13 protein-coding genes are annotated in these 15,663 nt (G+C 66.0%); 6 read left to right on the forward strand and 7 right to left on the reverse strand.

Features of this window, described 5'->3' with window-relative positions; all coding sequences use genetic code 11:
* Positions 1–120 precede the first annotated feature (120 nt).
* Positions 121–459 carry a P-II family nitrogen regulator gene (locus NJLHNGOC_RS10535; RefSeq protein WP_110529784.1) on the forward strand — a complete coding sequence of 113 codons (339 nt, stop codon included), beginning with the start codon at positions 121–123 and terminating at the stop codon, positions 457–459.
* A 53-nt stretch (positions 460–512) separates the two neighbouring features.
* Complete coding sequence (locus NJLHNGOC_RS10540) at positions 513–1,013, forward strand: hypothetical protein (protein WP_113596319.1); 501 nt, start codon at positions 513–515, stop codon at positions 1,011–1,013.
* 265 nt (positions 1,014–1,278) lie between these two features.
* Here NJLHNGOC_RS10540 and NJLHNGOC_RS10545 read toward each other — a convergent pair whose 3' ends face one another.
* From NJLHNGOC_RS10545 to NJLHNGOC_RS10555, 3 genes are read right to left on the reverse strand one after another with little or no spacing between them, the layout of a single operon-like run.
* Positions 1,279–2,316 (reverse strand): retroviral-like aspartic protease family protein, encoded by a 1,038-nt coding sequence (locus NJLHNGOC_RS10545; RefSeq protein ID WP_113596375.1) that lies wholly within the window; start codon positions 2,314–2,316, stop codon positions 1,279–1,281.
* 9 nt (positions 2,317–2,325) lie between these two features.
* Positions 2,326–3,285: a prolyl aminopeptidase gene (gene pip, locus NJLHNGOC_RS10550; protein WP_113596320.1), complete on the reverse strand. Its 960-nt coding sequence runs from the start codon at positions 3,283–3,285 to the stop codon at positions 2,326–2,328.
* Between the two features lie 34 nt (positions 3,286–3,319).
* Positions 3,320–4,294 carry a tyrosine recombinase XerC gene (locus NJLHNGOC_RS10555; protein WP_113596321.1) on the reverse strand — a complete coding sequence of 325 codons (975 nt, stop codon included), beginning with the start codon at positions 4,292–4,294 and terminating at the stop codon, positions 3,320–3,322.
* A gap of 158 nt (positions 4,295–4,452) precedes the next feature.
* Between NJLHNGOC_RS10555 and NJLHNGOC_RS10560 the strand changes: the two genes are divergently transcribed.
* Positions 4,453–6,720 carry a primosomal protein N' gene (locus NJLHNGOC_RS10560; RefSeq protein ID WP_113596322.1) on the forward strand — a complete coding sequence of 756 codons (2,268 nt, stop codon included), beginning with the start codon at positions 4,453–4,455 and terminating at the stop codon, positions 6,718–6,720.
* 168 nt (positions 6,721–6,888) lie between these two features.
* On the opposite strand, the gene NJLHNGOC_RS10565 is transcribed toward NJLHNGOC_RS10560, so the two are convergent.
* Complete coding sequence (locus NJLHNGOC_RS10565) at positions 6,889–8,571, reverse strand: NAD(P)/FAD-dependent oxidoreductase (RefSeq protein ID WP_113596323.1); 1,683 nt, start codon at positions 8,569–8,571, stop codon at positions 6,889–6,891.
* Between the two features lie 308 nt (positions 8,572–8,879).
* Here NJLHNGOC_RS10565 and NJLHNGOC_RS10570 point away from each other — a divergent pair, with 308 nt between their 5' ends.
* The 3 genes from NJLHNGOC_RS10570 to NJLHNGOC_RS10580 all read left to right on the forward strand — a co-directional run bounded on the left by NJLHNGOC_RS10570 (position 8,880) and on the right by NJLHNGOC_RS10580 (position 12,535).
* A complete protein-coding gene (locus NJLHNGOC_RS10570; protein ID WP_113596324.1) occupies positions 8,880–9,908 on the forward strand; it encodes a cation diffusion facilitator family transporter in 1,029 nt (342 codons plus the stop codon).
* A 56-nt stretch (positions 9,909–9,964) separates the two neighbouring features.
* Positions 9,965–10,840: a cation diffusion facilitator family transporter gene (locus tag NJLHNGOC_RS10575; RefSeq protein WP_113596376.1), complete on the forward strand. Its 876-nt coding sequence runs from the start codon at positions 9,965–9,967 to the stop codon at positions 10,838–10,840.
* Between the two features lie 288 nt (positions 10,841–11,128).
* Positions 11,129–12,535, forward strand: a complete 1,407-nt coding sequence (locus tag NJLHNGOC_RS10580; RefSeq protein WP_113596325.1) for a chloride channel protein — start codon at positions 11,129–11,131, stop codon at positions 12,533–12,535.
* Here the strand turns inward: NJLHNGOC_RS10580 and NJLHNGOC_RS10585 are convergent.
* From NJLHNGOC_RS10585 to NJLHNGOC_RS10595, 3 genes are read right to left on the reverse strand one after another with little or no spacing between them, the layout of a single operon-like run.
* A complete protein-coding gene (locus tag NJLHNGOC_RS10585; RefSeq protein ID WP_239021469.1) occupies positions 12,511–13,587 on the reverse strand; it encodes a glycosyltransferase in 1,077 nt (358 codons plus the stop codon). The genes NJLHNGOC_RS10580 and NJLHNGOC_RS10585 overlap by 25 nt on opposite strands.
* A 5-nt stretch (positions 13,588–13,592) precedes the next feature.
* Positions 13,593–14,666 carry a WD40 repeat domain-containing protein gene (locus NJLHNGOC_RS10590; RefSeq protein WP_113596326.1) on the reverse strand — a complete coding sequence of 358 codons (1,074 nt, stop codon included), beginning with the start codon at positions 14,664–14,666 and terminating at the stop codon, positions 13,593–13,595.
* Positions 14,663–15,655 carry a CobW family GTP-binding protein gene (locus NJLHNGOC_RS10595; protein WP_113596378.1) on the reverse strand — a complete coding sequence of 331 codons (993 nt, stop codon included), beginning with the start codon at positions 15,653–15,655 and terminating at the stop codon, positions 14,663–14,665. Before NJLHNGOC_RS10595 ends, NJLHNGOC_RS10590 begins: the two co-directional genes overlap by 4 nt.
* Positions 15,656–15,663: the final 8 nt, after the last annotated feature.

Below are 15,663 nucleotides of genomic sequence, written 5' to 3' on the forward strand. Positions count from 1 at the left end.
AAGGCGACGGCGCGTAATCACGGATGACATGCCTCCTGCACTCGCGGTATAAGAGGCGTGTCATCCGATGCCTGATGACGGTTGCACGGCCCGCAAACACAGGATTGGAGATACGGTGAGATGAAGCTTGTCACTGCCATCATCAAGCCATTCAAGCTCGACGACGTGCGCGAGGCGCTGACCCCGCTCGGGATTCAGGGACTCACCGTCTCCGAGGTCAAGGGATTCGGGCGGCAGAAGGGCCAGACCGAAATCTATCGCGGGGCGGAATACCACGTCAGCTTCCTGCCCAAGATCAAGATAGAGGTCGCGGTATCGGACGACCTTGTCGAACAGACGGTGGAAACCATCGTTCAGGCCGCCCATACCGGCAAGATCGGCGATGGCAAGATTTTCATCATCCCACTTGAAAGCGTGGTGCGCATCCGCACCCGTGAAACCGGCGACAGCGCATTGTAGCGCATGACGCGCGGACCTTATGTATTTCAGTCAAACCGGAGGACCATTTTTTCATGATTTTTTCCCGCCGTCATTACCTGGCCGCTGCCATGGCTGTGGGCCTTCCCGCCGCCCTCGCCTTCTCTCCCGCCACCGGCCATGCCCGTGAAACGTCCAAGGCCTGCCACCAGAAATTCGTGGCCGCCCGCACCGCAGGTACCCTGAACGGACAGACCTACAAGGCGTTCAAGGCCGCGCAGTGCGATGACGCCACCACTCCTGCCGCCGCTGCGGCAGCCCCCGCCGAAGCGGCAAAGCCCCCCGTGGCGGCAGCACCCGCGCCGGCAGCAGCGCCAGCCGCACCCGCCGCCAAGGTCGCGCCGGTTGCGACGAACGCCACCCTGCCCAGCGCCGTTTCCGCGAAATATGCCAAGGAAAGCGCGGGCAAGGCCCGGCTGCACACCTGCCTTGACCAGTATAATGCCAACAAGGCGACCAACGCGAATGGCGGCCTGCGCTGGATCGAGCGTGGGGGTGGGTACTACAGCGTGTGCAATGCCCACCTGAAGGGCTGACACCTGTCCAACCAGCCCCTGCGTGACCCGCATCACCGGCAGGCAGGGGCTGGCATGTCGTGAAGAAGCTTCCCCGCAGGCTTTATGTAAAAAAGCCTGCGGGACTGTTTGAGATAGAAGTTTTTGGGTGTCGCCTTTTTTCAAAAAGGCGACGTCTTCCGAAGCTTTTTGCAAAAAGCTTCACCAAAAACTTTTATGACTTCAGGAATATTATTAGGGACGGCACACGAAAACTTCCGCCGTCTTTCATCCCGTGGGGTGTTTGCTATCGGTCCGGATATTTTCTGGCCGGGGATGCGGGGCCATGCGGTTTCGCCTGCGTCCCGTGCGTGGAATCCTGGGCAAGGACCGCCGGCCTTACGAAGGCCTGTCCTGTGGCATAGGAAATCCAGACCCGATGGAGCGCGAACCAGTCGGAGCCAAGCAGCATTTCCAGTCCCTCGCGCAGGGGGGCCACCGTCATGACGGTATTGCGTTCCAGTTCATGGCCGATCTGCAGGCTGCTGAAGCGATGCCAGTGATAGACATCCTCGTGCCCGTCAATGCCGCTGGTGATCCCGCCGGGGTCGGTTTCAAGCTGTTCCGCGCGGACGCCAAGGCGCGCCGCCACTTCGGGCGAGACAATGCGCGAGCGCGCGCCACTGTCGAGCAGCGCCTTCACCGGCTGTCCGTTGAGGCGCACATCCAGCATGAAGCGGTTTTCCTGCCGCTGCAGGGGGAGCGTATCGTACCATCCGGCCCATGCCGGGGGCTGCGCGCAGGCGACGGAACCCGCATGCACTTCCCACAGGCCCATCTGTCCGTTGGGGACATCCATGTCGAGGTCGAAATGCGATAGCACGTCCCCCCCGATCAGGCCACCCACGGGCGGGGTTATCATGGGCTGTCCGGGCAGTACGCCCACCGGCGCGGACATGGCGCCAAAATCCACCCCGCCGATTCGCAGGTCCGGCACGATGGCGTTGGGCGTTGCATGGACCGTGCCGCCCGTTCCGTGCACCACCGTCTGCTGCGCCGGATCAAGGCCCAGGCGCAGGCGATGCACCATTTCGGGCGTCAAAAGGCCACCATCCGATCCCGTATCCACCAGCAGGCTGAGTTCGCGGCCCGCCACCTCCGCGACAATCGAAAGGTAGCCGCCATCATTGCGCAACGGGATCTGCGCCACATGCCTGCGTGAACATACGCGCCCTTCGTCCTGCGCCCATGCCGGACGCGCGGACACCGCCTGCGTGCCAGACAGCACGGCGGCACACAGCGCGATGCCCCACGACCGGGCGCGGGGTGCAGGGGAACGCGACATCACCATGCCTTACAGGCGGGTGGCGAACGAATCCGTCGCGTCCAGCAGGGCCGAGAGGATTCCGGGTTCGGACATCGCATGCCCCGCCGCGTCAACCAGATGGAACGTGGCTTCGGGCCAGGCGCGATGCAGGTCCCACGCGGTGCGCATGGGCGTGGCGATGTCATAGCGTCCCTGTACGATCACGGCCGGGATATGGCGGATCAGCCCGACATCGCGGATCAGCTGCCCCTCCTCCAGCCATCCGCCATGGACGAAATAATGATTCTCGATCCGTGAAAATGCCGTGGCATAGCGGATATCGGCATGCTGGCTGGCGATATCGGGCATCGGCAGCAGGGTCAGGGTCTCCCCTTCCCACAGGCTCCATGCCAGGGCGGCGCGCGTGCGCTCCTCCCCGTCGGGGCCGGTCAGGCGCCGGTGATAGGCCCCGATCATGTCACCACGTTCCTGGGGCGGGATGGGGGCGATGAAACGTTCCCATTTGTCCGGGAACAGCCATGACGCCCCTTCCTGATAGTACCACTGGACCTCGGCACGGCGCAGGGTGAAAATCCCGCGCAGCACCAGCGCCGTGACCCGGTCGGGATGCGTCTGGGCATAGGCCAGCGCCAGCGTCGATCCCCATGACCCGCCAAACACCATCCATGTCTGCGCGCCCGTCATTTCGCGCAGGCGTTCGATATCGCCGACAAGATGCCATGTCGTGTTGTTTTCAAGCGAGGCATGCGGCTTGGAACGTCCACATCCCCGCTGATCGAACAGCAGGATGCGGTACCGCGACGGGTCGAACATGCGGCGTTGCAGCGCCGAACATCCGCCCCCCGGCCCCCCATGAAGGAATACGACAGGAATCCCGTCGGGATTGCCGCAAAGCTCCCAATAGACCCGGTGGCCATCCCCGGTATCGAGGTATCCATGGTCATAGGGATCAATGGGCGGATAGGGCTGGCGGGGGAGCTGGCTCATGTCTTGAAAAACTCCGTTTTCCTGTGGCGGTAGCCTATATCCGTGCGCGGGGATGCGCACGCGTCCAGACGTCAAGCAGCCGTGATTCATCCGCAAGGGTGTAGCGCTGCGTCGTGGACAGGCTGGCATGACCCAGAAGTTCCTGGATCACGCGCAGATCGGCCCCGCCCTCCATCAGGTGGGTTGCAAATGAATGGCGCAGCGCGTGGGGGGTTGCATGTTCCGGCAGGCCCGCCATGTGCCGCCATGTCCGCATCGCGCGCTGCGCCACGGCGGGCTGCAGGCGACCGCCACGCACGCCGGGAAACAGCGGCGCATCGGGAAACGGTGCGGGATGACGCCGCCGCCATTCCATCAGGCTGCGCCCCACCACCGGCAGGATCGGCACCATGCGTTCCTTGCCCCCCTTGCCCCGGATGCGCAGCACGCCCTCGTCCGCCCCGTCGCCCAGCGCCAGGGCATGGTCAAGGTCCGCGATATCAAGCGACAGTGCCTCCGAAATGCGCAGGCCGCAGCCATACAGCAGCAGGAACAGCGTCCCGTCACGCACGCGTGCCATGGGGGTATGCGCGATTTCGCCCACGCCCTGCGGCACCTCCAGCGCGTCTTCGTGATTCAGGGGGCGGGGCAGGGTCTTTTTCACACGCGGGGCCGCCAGCAGGCCGGGCGCCGGATTGTCCACGCCATGATGCCGCGCGAGGTAGCGGAAAAAGGAACGCAGCGCCGACACCCGGCGTGCGCGCGTGCGCGCGGCGCGGTCGTGGGTCGTAACGCGATGTCCCGGTCGCGGACGCAGGGCCTGGTCATGTTCGAACGCCAGCCATGCCCGCAGGTCGGCAAGGCCGATCCGGTCGAGCGCGGCGATATCCACCTCGCCCCCCAGATGGTTGCCCGCAAACGTGATGAAGCGTTGCAGGTCGCCGCGATATGCCTCGATCGTGCGGGGGGAGGCACGGCGCTCGTCAGCCATCCAGTCCAGAAAACATGCACATGCCTGCGTGGCCATCATGTTGCGTCATCCTCCCCTGCCACGGCCAGCCGTTCCCTTAATCTGCAACCTGTCAGTCCGGCGGCCCGTCACGCCACCACCATGGCGTTCATGTTCCCATGTGCATTCCCACGCAACAGCAGACAAGACATCCGTGCCCCGCGACGCTAGAAAACCGCATGCCGCGCCGCAACCACACGCCTGACCTGATGGAGTCGCAACCGGGTTCGCACGCCCCGTCGCCCACGGCGCGGCGGGTGCGGGTCATGCTGCCCCTGCCTTTCGCGGGCGCACTGGATTACCGCGCGCCGACGGGCCTTGACCTGCGGCCGGGCGATATCGTCAGCGTGCCGCTGGGCCGCCGCACCGAAACGGGCGTGGTCTGGGACATGGAACTGCGCCTGCCACCCGAATTCATACCGCCCCCCATGCCCCCGGTCGCGGCGGGCCGCCTGCGCGCGGTTGGCGGCCGCCTGGACCTGCCACCCATGCCCGCCCCCCTGCGACGCTTCATCGACTGGGTCGCGGCCTATACGCTGTCGCCGCCGGGCATGGTCCTGGCGATGGCCCTGCGGACCAGTACCACGGCCGCCGCCCCGCGCCCGGCGGCGGGGTGGAAGGTGGCCGATGAAATCCCGCCCGGCCTGCGCCTGACGCCCGCACGGCAGAAGGTCCTCGACATCGCGCGGGCCGGCCCCCCCATGTCCACCACCGACCTGGCCACCCGTGCCGGGGTGGGCGCCAGCGTCGTGCGCGGCCTTGCGCAGGCGGGATGCCTGCATGAAGTGGTCCTGCCGGCGCCACGGGCGTTCGCGACGCCGGATCCCGCCCATGCCCCGCCGGTGCTGGAGGGGGAACAGGCCGACGTCGCCCGCGCCCTGCGTGATACGGTGGCGGAAGACCGGTTTTCGATCACGCTGCTCGAAGGGGTGACCGGATCGGGCAAGACGGAAATCTATATGGAGGCCATCGCCGCATGCCTTGAAAAAGGACTGCAGGTGCTTGTGCTGCTGCCAGAAATCGCCCTGTCATCGCAGTGGACGGAACGTTTCGAACGGCGTTTCGGCACCGCGCCCGCGCTGTGGCATTCGGACCTTGGTCCGCGCCTGCGCCGGGTCACGTGGCGCGCCGTAGCCGATGGCGAGGCACACGTGGTGGTGGGCGCGCGGTCCGCCCTGTTCCTGCCGTTCGTGCGCCTTGGCCTCATCATCGTGGACGAGGAACACGAGACCTCCTTCAAGCAGGAAGAAGGCGTCACCTACAACGCCCGCGACATGGCGGTGGTGCGCGCGCGCATGGATAACGCGCCCATCATGCTGGTTTCCGCAACGCCCAGCCTCGAGACACTGGCGAATGTGGGGGCCGGACGTTACCGCCACCTGCGTCTGGGCGCACGACATGGCAATGCCTCCATGCCGCAGGTGCGTACGCTCGACATGCGCGCCAGTCCACCCGAACGCGGGCTGTTCCTGTCGCCTGTGCTGACCGACGCCATTGCGCAGACCATCGGGCGGCAGGAACAGGCGATGCTGTTCCTCAACCGGCGCGGGTACGCGCCGCTGACGCTGTGCCGCACCTGCGGGCACAGGATGCAGTGCCCGAACTGTACCGCGTGGCTGGTGGAACATCGCGCGCGACGCATCCTGACATGCCATCACTGCGGCCATCACGAAGCGATGCCCCCCGCCTGCCCCTCGTGCAATGCCGAAGACAGCCTGACGCCCATCGGCCCCGGCGTCGAACGCATTACGGAGGAAGCGCGCGCAACCTTTCCCGACGCCCGCATCCTTGTGATGGCCAGCGACACGCTGCATGGTCCGGCGGCCACGGCCGAAGCGGTCGACCGCATCGCCCGGCGCGAGGTGGATCTGGTGATCGGCACGCAGATCGTCGCAAAGGGATGGCATTTCCCGCACCTGACGCTGGTGGGGATTGTCGATGCGGATCTCGGCCTTGGGGGTGGCGACCTGCGCGCGGCGGAACGCACGGTGCAGCTGCTGCATCAGGTGGCCGGCCGCGCCGGCCGGGCGGAGGCGCAGGGCCATGTCCTGCTGCAGAGCTATGTCCCGGACCACCCGGTGATGGAGGCCCTCGTCTCCGGTGATTTCGCAAGTTTCATGGAACAGGAAGCCGAACAGCGCAGGCCCGGATTCTGGCCGCCGTTCGGTCGCCTCGTCGCCCTGATCGTCAGCGCCGACACGCCGGAGGCCGCCGACATGACCGCCCGCGCGCTGGGGCACGAGGCCCCGCGCCTTGATGGCGTTCAGGTCCTTGGCCCCGCCCCGGCCCCGCTGGCGATCCTGCGCGGCCGCCATCGCCAGCGCCTTCTGCTGCGCGCGCGGCGCAATATCCCGGTCCAGCCGATCATGCGCGAATGGCTGTCGCGGGTGAAGCCCGAACGCGGCGCGCGGGTGGACGTGGATATCGACCCGATTTCATTCCTGTAGCCGCGCCCCAGGGGGCCGCCTGAAAAGACAGACCGGACAATACCCTGAAATCATAAAAGTTTTTTGGTGAAGCTTTTTGCAAAAAGCTTCGAAAGACGTCGCCTTTTTAAAAAAAGGCGACACCCAAAACTTTTGTTTTTATCAAGCGACTGTTCTTCAGACCGCCAGCTAGCGCGCGTCCGACGCCTGCGTCATCCCCTTGCGCACCAGCCCGTCCACCGGACGCCCCGCCAGCGACAGGGCCACGGCTTCGGCCATGCGGATACCATCGATGCCCGCCGAAAGGATGCCCCCGGCATATCCGGCCCCCTCGCCCGCCGGATAAAGCCCGCGCGTATTGATGCTCTGCCCGTCCGCTCCACGCGGGATACGCAGGGGGGAGGACGTCCGGGTTTCCACCCCGGTCATCACCGCGTCGTTCATCGCGAATTCCGCCAGCTTGCGGTCAAAGGCGGGCAATGCCTCCCGCAGGGCGGTGATCGCAAAATCCGGCAGGCAGGCGGACAGGTCGGTCGGCGTGACACCGGGCCGATAGGATGGCGTGACATCGCCAAGCGAGGTCGAAGGCCGGCCGACAAGGAAATCCCCCACCGTCTGGGCCGGGGCGAAATAACGTCCCCCACCCGCAAGGAACGCCTGACGTTCCCAGTGCCGCTGGAACGCGATCCCCGCCAGCGGACCACCGGGATAATCCACCTGCGGGCTGACCCCCACCACGATCCCGGCATTGGCGTTGCGTTCGGCGCGGGAATACTGGCTCATCCCGTTGGTGACGACCTGCCCTTCCTCCGACGTGGCGGCGACCACGGTGCCACCGGGACACATGCAAAAGGAATAGACCGCCCGGCCGTTGGAAGCATGATGTACCAACCGGTAATCCGCCGCCCCCAGCAACGGGTCTGGCGTACGGGTGCCATAGCGCGCGACATCGATGACCGATTGCGGGTGTTCGATGCGCACGCCGATGGAAAAGGGCTTGGCCTCCATCGCGACGCCGGAGGCATGCAGGCTGGTAAACGTGTCACGGGCGCTGTGACCGATGGCGAGGATGACATGAGTCGATTCGATGACGTCGCCATTGGTCAGGCGCACGCCCTCCACCCGCCGGACGCCGTCATGCGTTGCAACCAGCAGTTCGTCCACATGCGCGCCGAAATGGTATTCACCGCCCAGCGCCTCGATCTCCGCACGGATATGTTCCACCATGGAGACAAGACGGAACGTACCGACATGCGGGTGGGAAATATAGAGGATCTCCTCCGGCGCGCCAGCGCGCACGAACTCCTCCAGCACCTTGCGCCCGTAATGACGCGGATCGCTGACCTGGCTGTACAGCTTTCCGTCGGAAAACGTGCCCGCGCCGCCCTCGCCGAACTGCACGTTGCTTTCGGGATTGAGGATGGATTTGCGCCACAGGGCGAACGTATCGACGGTGCGTTCGCGCACGACCTTGCCCCGTTCGACGATGATGGGGCGCAATCCCATCTGCGCCATGACCAGCGCCGCCATCAGGCCGCATGGCCCCGCCCCGATCACGACGGGACGGCTGTATCCGGGCCGTGACGCAAGGTCCGCCCCATTTTCGATCCCGAAACGGTAGCGCGTATCCGGCGTGGCCGTGATGTTGGGCGCATCCGCATGCGCCGCCAGCACCGCATCCGCGTCGCGCACGCGGCAGTCCACGGTATAGACCAGCATGATCCGCCCACGCCGGCGCGCATCATGCCCACGGCGGAAAATCCGTACCTCCTCCAGCGCGTCCGGGGCGATGCCCAGGCGCGTCACGATGGCCTGTTCCAGTGCCGCGCGGTCATGACCAAGGGGAAGGCGCAGTTCGGTAAGTCTGATCATCGGCAAGGGTCCATTGACAGGATGACGGTCCGGCAGGACATGGGGACAAGATATGGCAAGGGCATATTATGACAGGGGGCATATATGGCAGGGGACAAACATGCGCGCGCCGCATGCAGATCGCCCATTGCCCATATGCGGCGCGCCTGCCATATCATGCCGACCCGGATGGGGCGAGAGTGCCCTGTCGCATTCGGGCATGACATGGCGATGCCGTTCCACGTGCCCGATATGGTCCCATCCCCCCGCGAGTTCCCGTTCCGCAGTCCGACCGCTGCCGGGGCAGAGCCTGAGGAAAGACCGTGCCAATGGGCAAGAATCACCACCACGATCCGCATCATGACCACCACCACGATGACGAGTCCGGGGCAGCGGCATGCCAGCATGACCATGACGGGCATGAAGGACACGACCATGCCCACCATGGTTTCGGCCATCACCACGTCCATGCCCCCGCGTCGTACGGACGGGCCTTTGCGCTGGGAATCGGGCTGAACCTTGTCTATGTCATCGCGGAGGCGATCTGGGGCATCGCATCACATGCGCTGGCCCTGCTGGCGGACGCGGGGCACAACCTGTCGGACGTGCTGGCGCTGGGGGCCGCATGGCTTGCGGAAATCCTGTCGCGGCGGTCTCCCACCTCCAATTTCACCTATGGGCTGCGGCGTTCATCCATCCTCGCGGCACTTGGCAACGCCGTCGCCCTGCTTCTGGTGACGGGGGGGATCATCTGGGAATCGGTGCTGCGGCTTATCCATCCCCACCCTGTCGCGGGCATGACGGTCATGGTCGTCGCGGCCATCGGCATTGCCGTCAATGGCCTGACGGCAATGCTGTTCGCCCGCAGCGGCAAGGGGGACCTGAACCTGCGCGCCGCCTTCGTGCACATGGCGTCCGACGCGCTGATGTCGCTGGCGGTCGTGGTGTCGGGCGGGCTTATCCTCATGACCGGATGGCTGCGGATCGACCCGGTGGTCAGCCTGCTTGTGTCGGTTTCCATCGTGGCGGCGACATGGTCCCTGCTGCGCGATTCGCTGGACATGGCGCTGGACCGGGTGCCGCGGTCCATCGACCGCATGATGGTGGAATCCTACCTGCGTGGCCTGCCCGACATCGTCGACCTGCATGACCTGCATATCTGGCCCATCAGCACGACGGAAACCGCGCTGACGGTCCATCTGGTGCGCGACGAACATGCCCCGGCCATGAACAGCCGCATGCTCCATGACATCGCGCGCGAACTTAAGACGCGTTTTGCGATCGTCCACCCCACCCTGCAGATGGAAACCCGTCACGACGCGACGCTGTGCGTCCTTGCGGAGGCGCACAGCGTATGAGCGAAGCCACCACCACCGTCACTGCCGCGCCATCGACGGGCGGCGCGTCACGCAACATGATCGCCTGGGTCACGCTGGGCGTCAGCATCGTCGCACTGGCGATGAAATACGCCGCATGGCGCGCGACCGGCAGCGTGGCGCTGTATTCCGACACGCTGGAGACGATCATCAATGTCGTCGCCGCCGTGACGGGGCTGTGGGCGCTGCATGTCGCAAGCCTGCCGCCGGACGCCAACCATACCTATGGCCATTACAAGGCGGAATACCTGTCAGCCGTCGCCGAAGGGGTGCTGGTGGTCATGACCGCCATCACCATCGGGCACGAGGCATGGAAGGGATGGTTTTCGCCCCACCTTCCGACCAACTCCCTGATGGGTGTCCTCCTCAACGGCGGGGCGGGTGTGCTCAACCTCGCATGGGGGACGGTCATGATGGCGGCGGGACGGCGGCACCAGTCGCCCACCCTGATCGCGGGGGGGCAGCATGTGCTGTCCGACGTGTGGGCATCCGCGGCACTGGTCGCGGGCTTCATCCTGATCCCGCTGACGGGATGGGACCGGCTGGACAGCATCCTGGCGGGACTGATCGCGCTGAACGTCCTGCGCACGGGATGGGACATGATGCGCACGTCCATTTCCGGCCTGATGGACGCGGCACCCGACCCGGAAACGCTGGCACGCATCCGCCAGATCATTTCGGCCACCGCCTCCGGCGCGATCGAGGCGCACGATATCCGCGCGCGCACCGTGGGCGCGATGACCTTCATCGAATTTCACCTTGTCGTCGCAAGCGACATGACGGTCGAAGACGCGCACCAGATCTGTGACCGGATCGAAGAGGCCCTGCGCGGCGATCTGGGCAGCGCGCTCATCAACATTCATGTTGAACCCGAGCGCAAGGCCAAGCATAACGGCGTCGTCGTCCTGCCCTGACGGCCCCGGCCCTGGGGAAATCCCCCCGCCGGCACGACGATGTGATACCGAAACCCTGCGACCGCACGGCGGTTCAGGGTCATTATGACGGCCATTCGCAACACCACCAACCTCATGGGTCCACAAGGGAAATGGGTCCACAGGGGAAACAGATACCCGGCGGGTGGCCCCCGTGCGGATCATCCGCGCCATCAGGCGCCCGACAGACAGTAATGACCGGCGACCTCCACCCTCCTGCCCGTCAGGATGGTTCCGGTTCCACGCATGACCTGAAAGCCCTGACCGGCGATGAAACCTGACCTTACCCCCGCCCGCAGGCGTCACCTGCGGCGTTCCGCACGGATCACCACGGAACAGTGGCGACGCAAACTGGCGTGCTGGAGCGCTGCCGTCATGGTGGGGATGGTGGCGGTCGGATTCGCCCTTGCCGCAGATACGGCGGCCAGCATCCGCACCCACCTGATCGCATGGAACCCGTGGATCATGCTGGTTGTCACCCCCGGCGGGCTGGCGCTGTCGTCATGGCTGACGCGGACATGGTTCCGGGGCGCGCAGGGCAGCGGCATCCCCCAGACCATCGCCACGCTGAACCTGACGAATTTCGCCGTCGTGGACCGGCTGCTGACGCTGCGCGTGGCGTTTGGCAAGATCGCGCTGACGACGCTCGGCCTGCTGGCGGGGGCGTCGATCGGGCGCGAAGGCCCCACGGTGCAGGTCGGCGCGGCCATCATGCATACCTGCGGGCGGTGGCTGAACCTGTCGACCGTCAGCATGCGCCGCGGCCTGATCCTTGCGGGTGGGGCATCCGGCGTGGCGGCCGCATTCAACACGCCGCTGGCGGGCATCGTCTTCGCCATCGAGGAGCTGAGCCATTCGTTCGAGCAGCGCACCAGCGGCACCATGCTGACCGGGGTGATCCTGTCGGGCGTGACCGCCATCGCGCTGGTGGGCAACTATACCTATTTCGGGCATACCGACGTCAGCGTGCCCATCGGCATAAGCTGGATCGCGGTGCTGACGTGCGGGATCCTCGGCGGTGTGGGCGGCGGGGTGTTTTCCGCCATCCTGATCCGCGCCACGGCGGGACTGCCCGGTGCGCTGGGACGTTTTGCCAAGGGGCATCCCGTCGCCTTCGCCGCCGCATGCGGGCTGGCGCTGGCGATCTTGGGCATCGCGTCAGGCGGCATCACCTATGGCACGGGGTACTATCAGGCGCGCTCCGTCATCGACGGGCAGGCGCATTATCCCGCGTCCTTCTTCATCCTGAAGTTCATCGCCACCATCATTTCCTACTGCTCCGGCATACCGGGGGGGCTGTTCGCGCCCTCGCTTGCCATCGGGGCCGGATTTGGCGGCTGGGTGGCGCAGTTCCTGCCCCACACCACGCCCGGCGCGGTCGTCCTGCTGGGCATGGTCGGGTATTTTTCGGCGGTGGTGCAGTCCCCGCTGACCGCGTCGGTCATCGTGATGGAAATGTGCGACAATCAGGAGGTGACGCTGGCGCTGCTGGCCACATCCTTCCTCGCCTATGGCGTGTCGCGCATGATCTGCCACCACTCGCTCTACAGCGCGCTGGCGGAATCCTTCCTTGGTGGCGTGGCGAAACAGCAGCCGCCTGCCCCGCCACGCAGGCCCGCCACCACGAATCCGGGCATTGATGTCCCGCCCGTTCAGCAGGCGGAAATCCGGCGGTAATACTCAAGCCAGCGCCGCGTTACCGCAGCGCGGGTATAGCCGGCCTCGTAATCCGCGTATCCCCCGGCGATGATGCGCGCGCGAAGGGATGCGTCGTCAAGGACGGCGCGCAGGGCATGACGCAGCGCCCCGACATCGTCGATCGGCACCAGCATGCCATTTTCGCCATCGCGCACATGCGCGCGCGGCCCGGCGCTGGCGCATGCGACCAGCGGCGCGCGCGCCGACCAAGCATCAAGGATCACCGTCCCGAACGGTTCATAGCGGGAGGGCAGGACGCACACATCCGCCGCCGCCAGCAGCGCGCCGCGATCCGTCCGCCACCCAAGGAAGCGGACACGCGATTCCACCCCCAGCCGCCGCGCCAGTTCCCCCAGCGCGTCGCGCAGCGGGCCCGTCCCGGCCATCCACAGGTAACAGTCCGGCAGGTCACGCAGGGCATGCAGCAGGGTTTCCAGTCCCTTGGCCTCATGCAGGCGCGACAGGGTCAGCAGCACGCGCGCGGCTGCCGGCGTATCCAGCGTCCGGCGTGACAGCGGGGCCGCGACCTGCACCGAGGGGAAGGTCGGGATATAGGCGACATGATCGTCCGCGATCCCGCGCGCACGCATCGACTGCGCCATGTCGGGGGTACATCCCACGAACCAGCGGCAGTGCGAAAATGCGCGCAGGTCCTTGTAATTACCGAACCAGCCGATGACCTGCGCCGCAGCACCCGCGTCGCGCGGGGTCAGTTCGGCGGCGCGACGCAGCCAGCAATGCACGATATCGGGCCGGTACCGCGCGATCACCCCGCCCATGCGGCGACGCTGCATCAGGGCAAGGGGCGGGCGCATGACATCGGTGATGACATCCACCCCTGCCGCACGCAGTTCGCGCACGCGCGGCGCGTCGGGACGCATCACCACGCACTGCGCCAGCCCGGCCTGCTGCAGGCTGAGGATCACGTCCGTGGAATACAGCTCCGCCCCGCCGTTTCCCCGGCCCGCCATGACATGCAGGACACGCACGGGGGGGACCACCGCGCCCGTGGCGTCGTCCGTGCGTGCCATGTCGTTCAACGCGCGGACAGGTCCACGATCGCGATGCGTCCTTCCTCCGTCCCGAAGGCAAGGGCGCAGCCATCGTCGCTGAAGGCCAGCGCGGAAATGGGGCCGCCACCCGCCGTGCAGACCGGCAGGATCTTCTGCGCCGTGGTATCGGCCAGCAGCACGGTCCCGTCGGCAAAGCCCGCCGCGACGATATCATGGACGGGATGGGTCGCCACGCGGGTGCAGATCACGCCCGGCACGCCACCCAGTTCCGCCGGCGCCTTGCCCATCGGACCGCCGCCAAAGAACGGCCACATCACCACGACATCCGCGCCACCGGTCACAAGCCATTTGCCATTGCGGGTAAAGGCCATCGACGCCACCTTGGCGGGATAGCCGCTCATGCGCATGTTGTGCCCGTCCGACAGCCGCCATCCGTGCAGTTCGGATTCCTGCATCGATGTCACCAGCGCCTCGCCCTCGGGGTGGATGACGACGCCGATATGGCTGCCCTTCCATTCCAGCTGTCGCGGCGTATCGACCTTTGCATGGACGAACCACATCGTCGCGCCATTGTAATGCGACGCGGCAATGCGCTTGCCCTTCACGTCAAAGGTGATGCCGCTGACGGTGGAGGGATGGTCCAGCGTCTTGAGCGTCGTTTCCCCCGACGCATCGCGCAGTTCCACCTGCCGGCCCGCGACAAAGGCGATCACGCCACCCTTTGTCGCGTCCTTCGGGTTGGCCCATGTCGCGACATGCTCGACCCAGCGGCGTCCCCGCACCAGTTCGCTGACCGTCCCGTCGGCGGCGATGCGGCGCAGGGTGTTGTCGTCCCCGCCCGTCAGGAATCCCCCCGGCGCGGCATCCGCCGCCACGGAAAGGACCGCGCCGTCATGGACGGTCGTCACCTGCCACGCATCGGCCTGTCCCCAGTCGGCGCGCGGGGCGACGATGATGTCCCCTTCCCCCGTCGCAAAGGCGACCTGCTGGCTGTCGCGCGAAATGGCGCAGCCGGTCACGTGGGCGTCCAGCGTGCGGGTCGCGCCGCGCCGTTCCAGAAGGGAGACGGGCGCGGCCTCATTCATCCGGTCACTCATTTCGCACGGCAGCTTTCAAATCCGCGACGCAGTTGCGGACGGTTGAGGTTGCGTCCGATGAACACCAGACGGGATTCCGGCTTCTCATCCTTTTTCCATGGTCCGATGAAACCGCCATCGGCCATCATATGCACCGCCTGGAACGCGAACCTCTGGGATTCCCCGGCATAGTTCAGGATGCCCTTGGCACGCAGGATATCCGCACCCTTCTCCTGAAGCAGCGCGCCGATCCATGCCTGGAACTTCGCCCCGTCAAGCGGCTCTTCCACCACGAAGGACATCGAGGTCACATCCTCCTCGTGATGGTGTTCGGTCTCCTCCAGGAAACGCGGCGCCTGCTGGAGCGCGCGCTGCAGGTCGAAGCCCCCCTGGTCCAGCACGTCGCTGAGCGGGACATCGCCGCGCTGCGCGCGATGCAGGCGGGCCACGCCGTTGATCGCGCGGATACGCGATTCGATGGTCGCCAGCGCCACTTCGTCCACAAGGTCGGTCTTGTTGAGGATAATGACATCGGCAAAGGCGATCTGGTTCACCGCCTCCGGGCTTTCATTGAGCGTCTGGAGCACGTTATAGGCATCGACCACGGTCACGACCGCATCCAGCCGCGTCTTGCCGCGCACGTCCTCGTCAACGAAAAAGGTCTGCGCGACGGGGGCGGGATCGGCAAGGCCGGTCGTCTCCACGATGATGCCGTCGAACTTGCCCCGCCGCTTCATCAGGTTGCCAAGGATGCGGATCAGGTCGCCGCGTACGGTGCAGCAGATGCAGCCGTTGTTCATTTCGAACACTTCCTCGTCCGCATCGACGACGAGGTCGTTATCCACGCCCAGTTCCCCGAATTCGTTGACCACGACCGCGTATTTGCGGCCATGTTCGGCGGTCAGGATGTGATTGAGCAGCGTCGTCTTTCCCGCGCCCAGAAATCCGGTCAGGACCGTGACCGGCACAAGCCGGTCGGTATCCGGCGATGCCTGCGTGGCGTCCGACATGGTGTACT

It is taken from the genome of Novacetimonas cocois (assembly GCF_003311635.1).
Taxonomy (GTDB): Bacteria; Pseudomonadota; Alphaproteobacteria; order Acetobacterales; family Acetobacteraceae; genus Novacetimonas; species Novacetimonas cocois.

Coding starts and splice junctions, on each gene's coding strand:
- NJLHNGOC_RS10595 (WP_113596378.1), bottom strand. CDS start 15,655: ATGTCGGACGCCACGCAGGCATCGCCGGATACCGACCGGCTTGTGCCG.
- NJLHNGOC_RS10565 (WP_113596323.1), bottom strand. CDS start 8,571: ATGATCAGACTTACCGAACTGCGCCTTCCCCTTGGTCATGACCGCGCG.
- NJLHNGOC_RS10580 (WP_113596325.1), top strand. CDS start 11,129: ATGAAACCTGACCTTACCCCCGCCCGCAGGCGTCACCTGCGGCGTTCC.
- NJLHNGOC_RS10560 (WP_113596322.1), top strand. CDS start 4,453: ATGCCGCGCCGCAACCACACGCCTGACCTGATGGAGTCGCAACCGGGT.
- NJLHNGOC_RS10540 (WP_113596319.1), top strand. CDS start 513: ATGATTTTTTCCCGCCGTCATTACCTGGCCGCTGCCATGGCTGTGGGC.
- NJLHNGOC_RS10535 (WP_110529784.1), top strand. CDS start 121: ATGAAGCTTGTCACTGCCATCATCAAGCCATTCAAGCTCGACGACGTG.
- NJLHNGOC_RS10575 (WP_113596376.1), top strand. CDS start 9,965: ATGATCGCCTGGGTCACGCTGGGCGTCAGCATCGTCGCACTGGCGATG.
- pip (WP_113596320.1), bottom strand. CDS start 3,285: ATGAGCCAGCTCCCCCGCCAGCCCTATCCGCCCATTGATCCCTATGAC.
- NJLHNGOC_RS10590 (WP_113596326.1), bottom strand. CDS start 14,666: ATGAGTGACCGGATGAATGAGGCCGCGCCCGTCTCCCTTCTGGAACGG.
- NJLHNGOC_RS10585 (WP_239021469.1), bottom strand. CDS start 13,587: ATGGCACGCACGGACGACGCCACGGGCGCGGTGGTCCCCCCCGTGCGT.
- NJLHNGOC_RS10545 (WP_113596375.1), bottom strand. CDS start 2,316: ATGTCGCGTTCCCCTGCACCCCGCGCCCGGTCGTGGGGCATCGCGCTG.
- NJLHNGOC_RS10570 (WP_113596324.1), top strand. CDS start 8,880: ATGGGCAAGAATCACCACCACGATCCGCATCATGACCACCACCACGAT.
- NJLHNGOC_RS10555 (WP_113596321.1), bottom strand. CDS start 4,294: ATGATGGCCACGCAGGCATGTGCATGTTTTCTGGACTGGATGGCTGAC.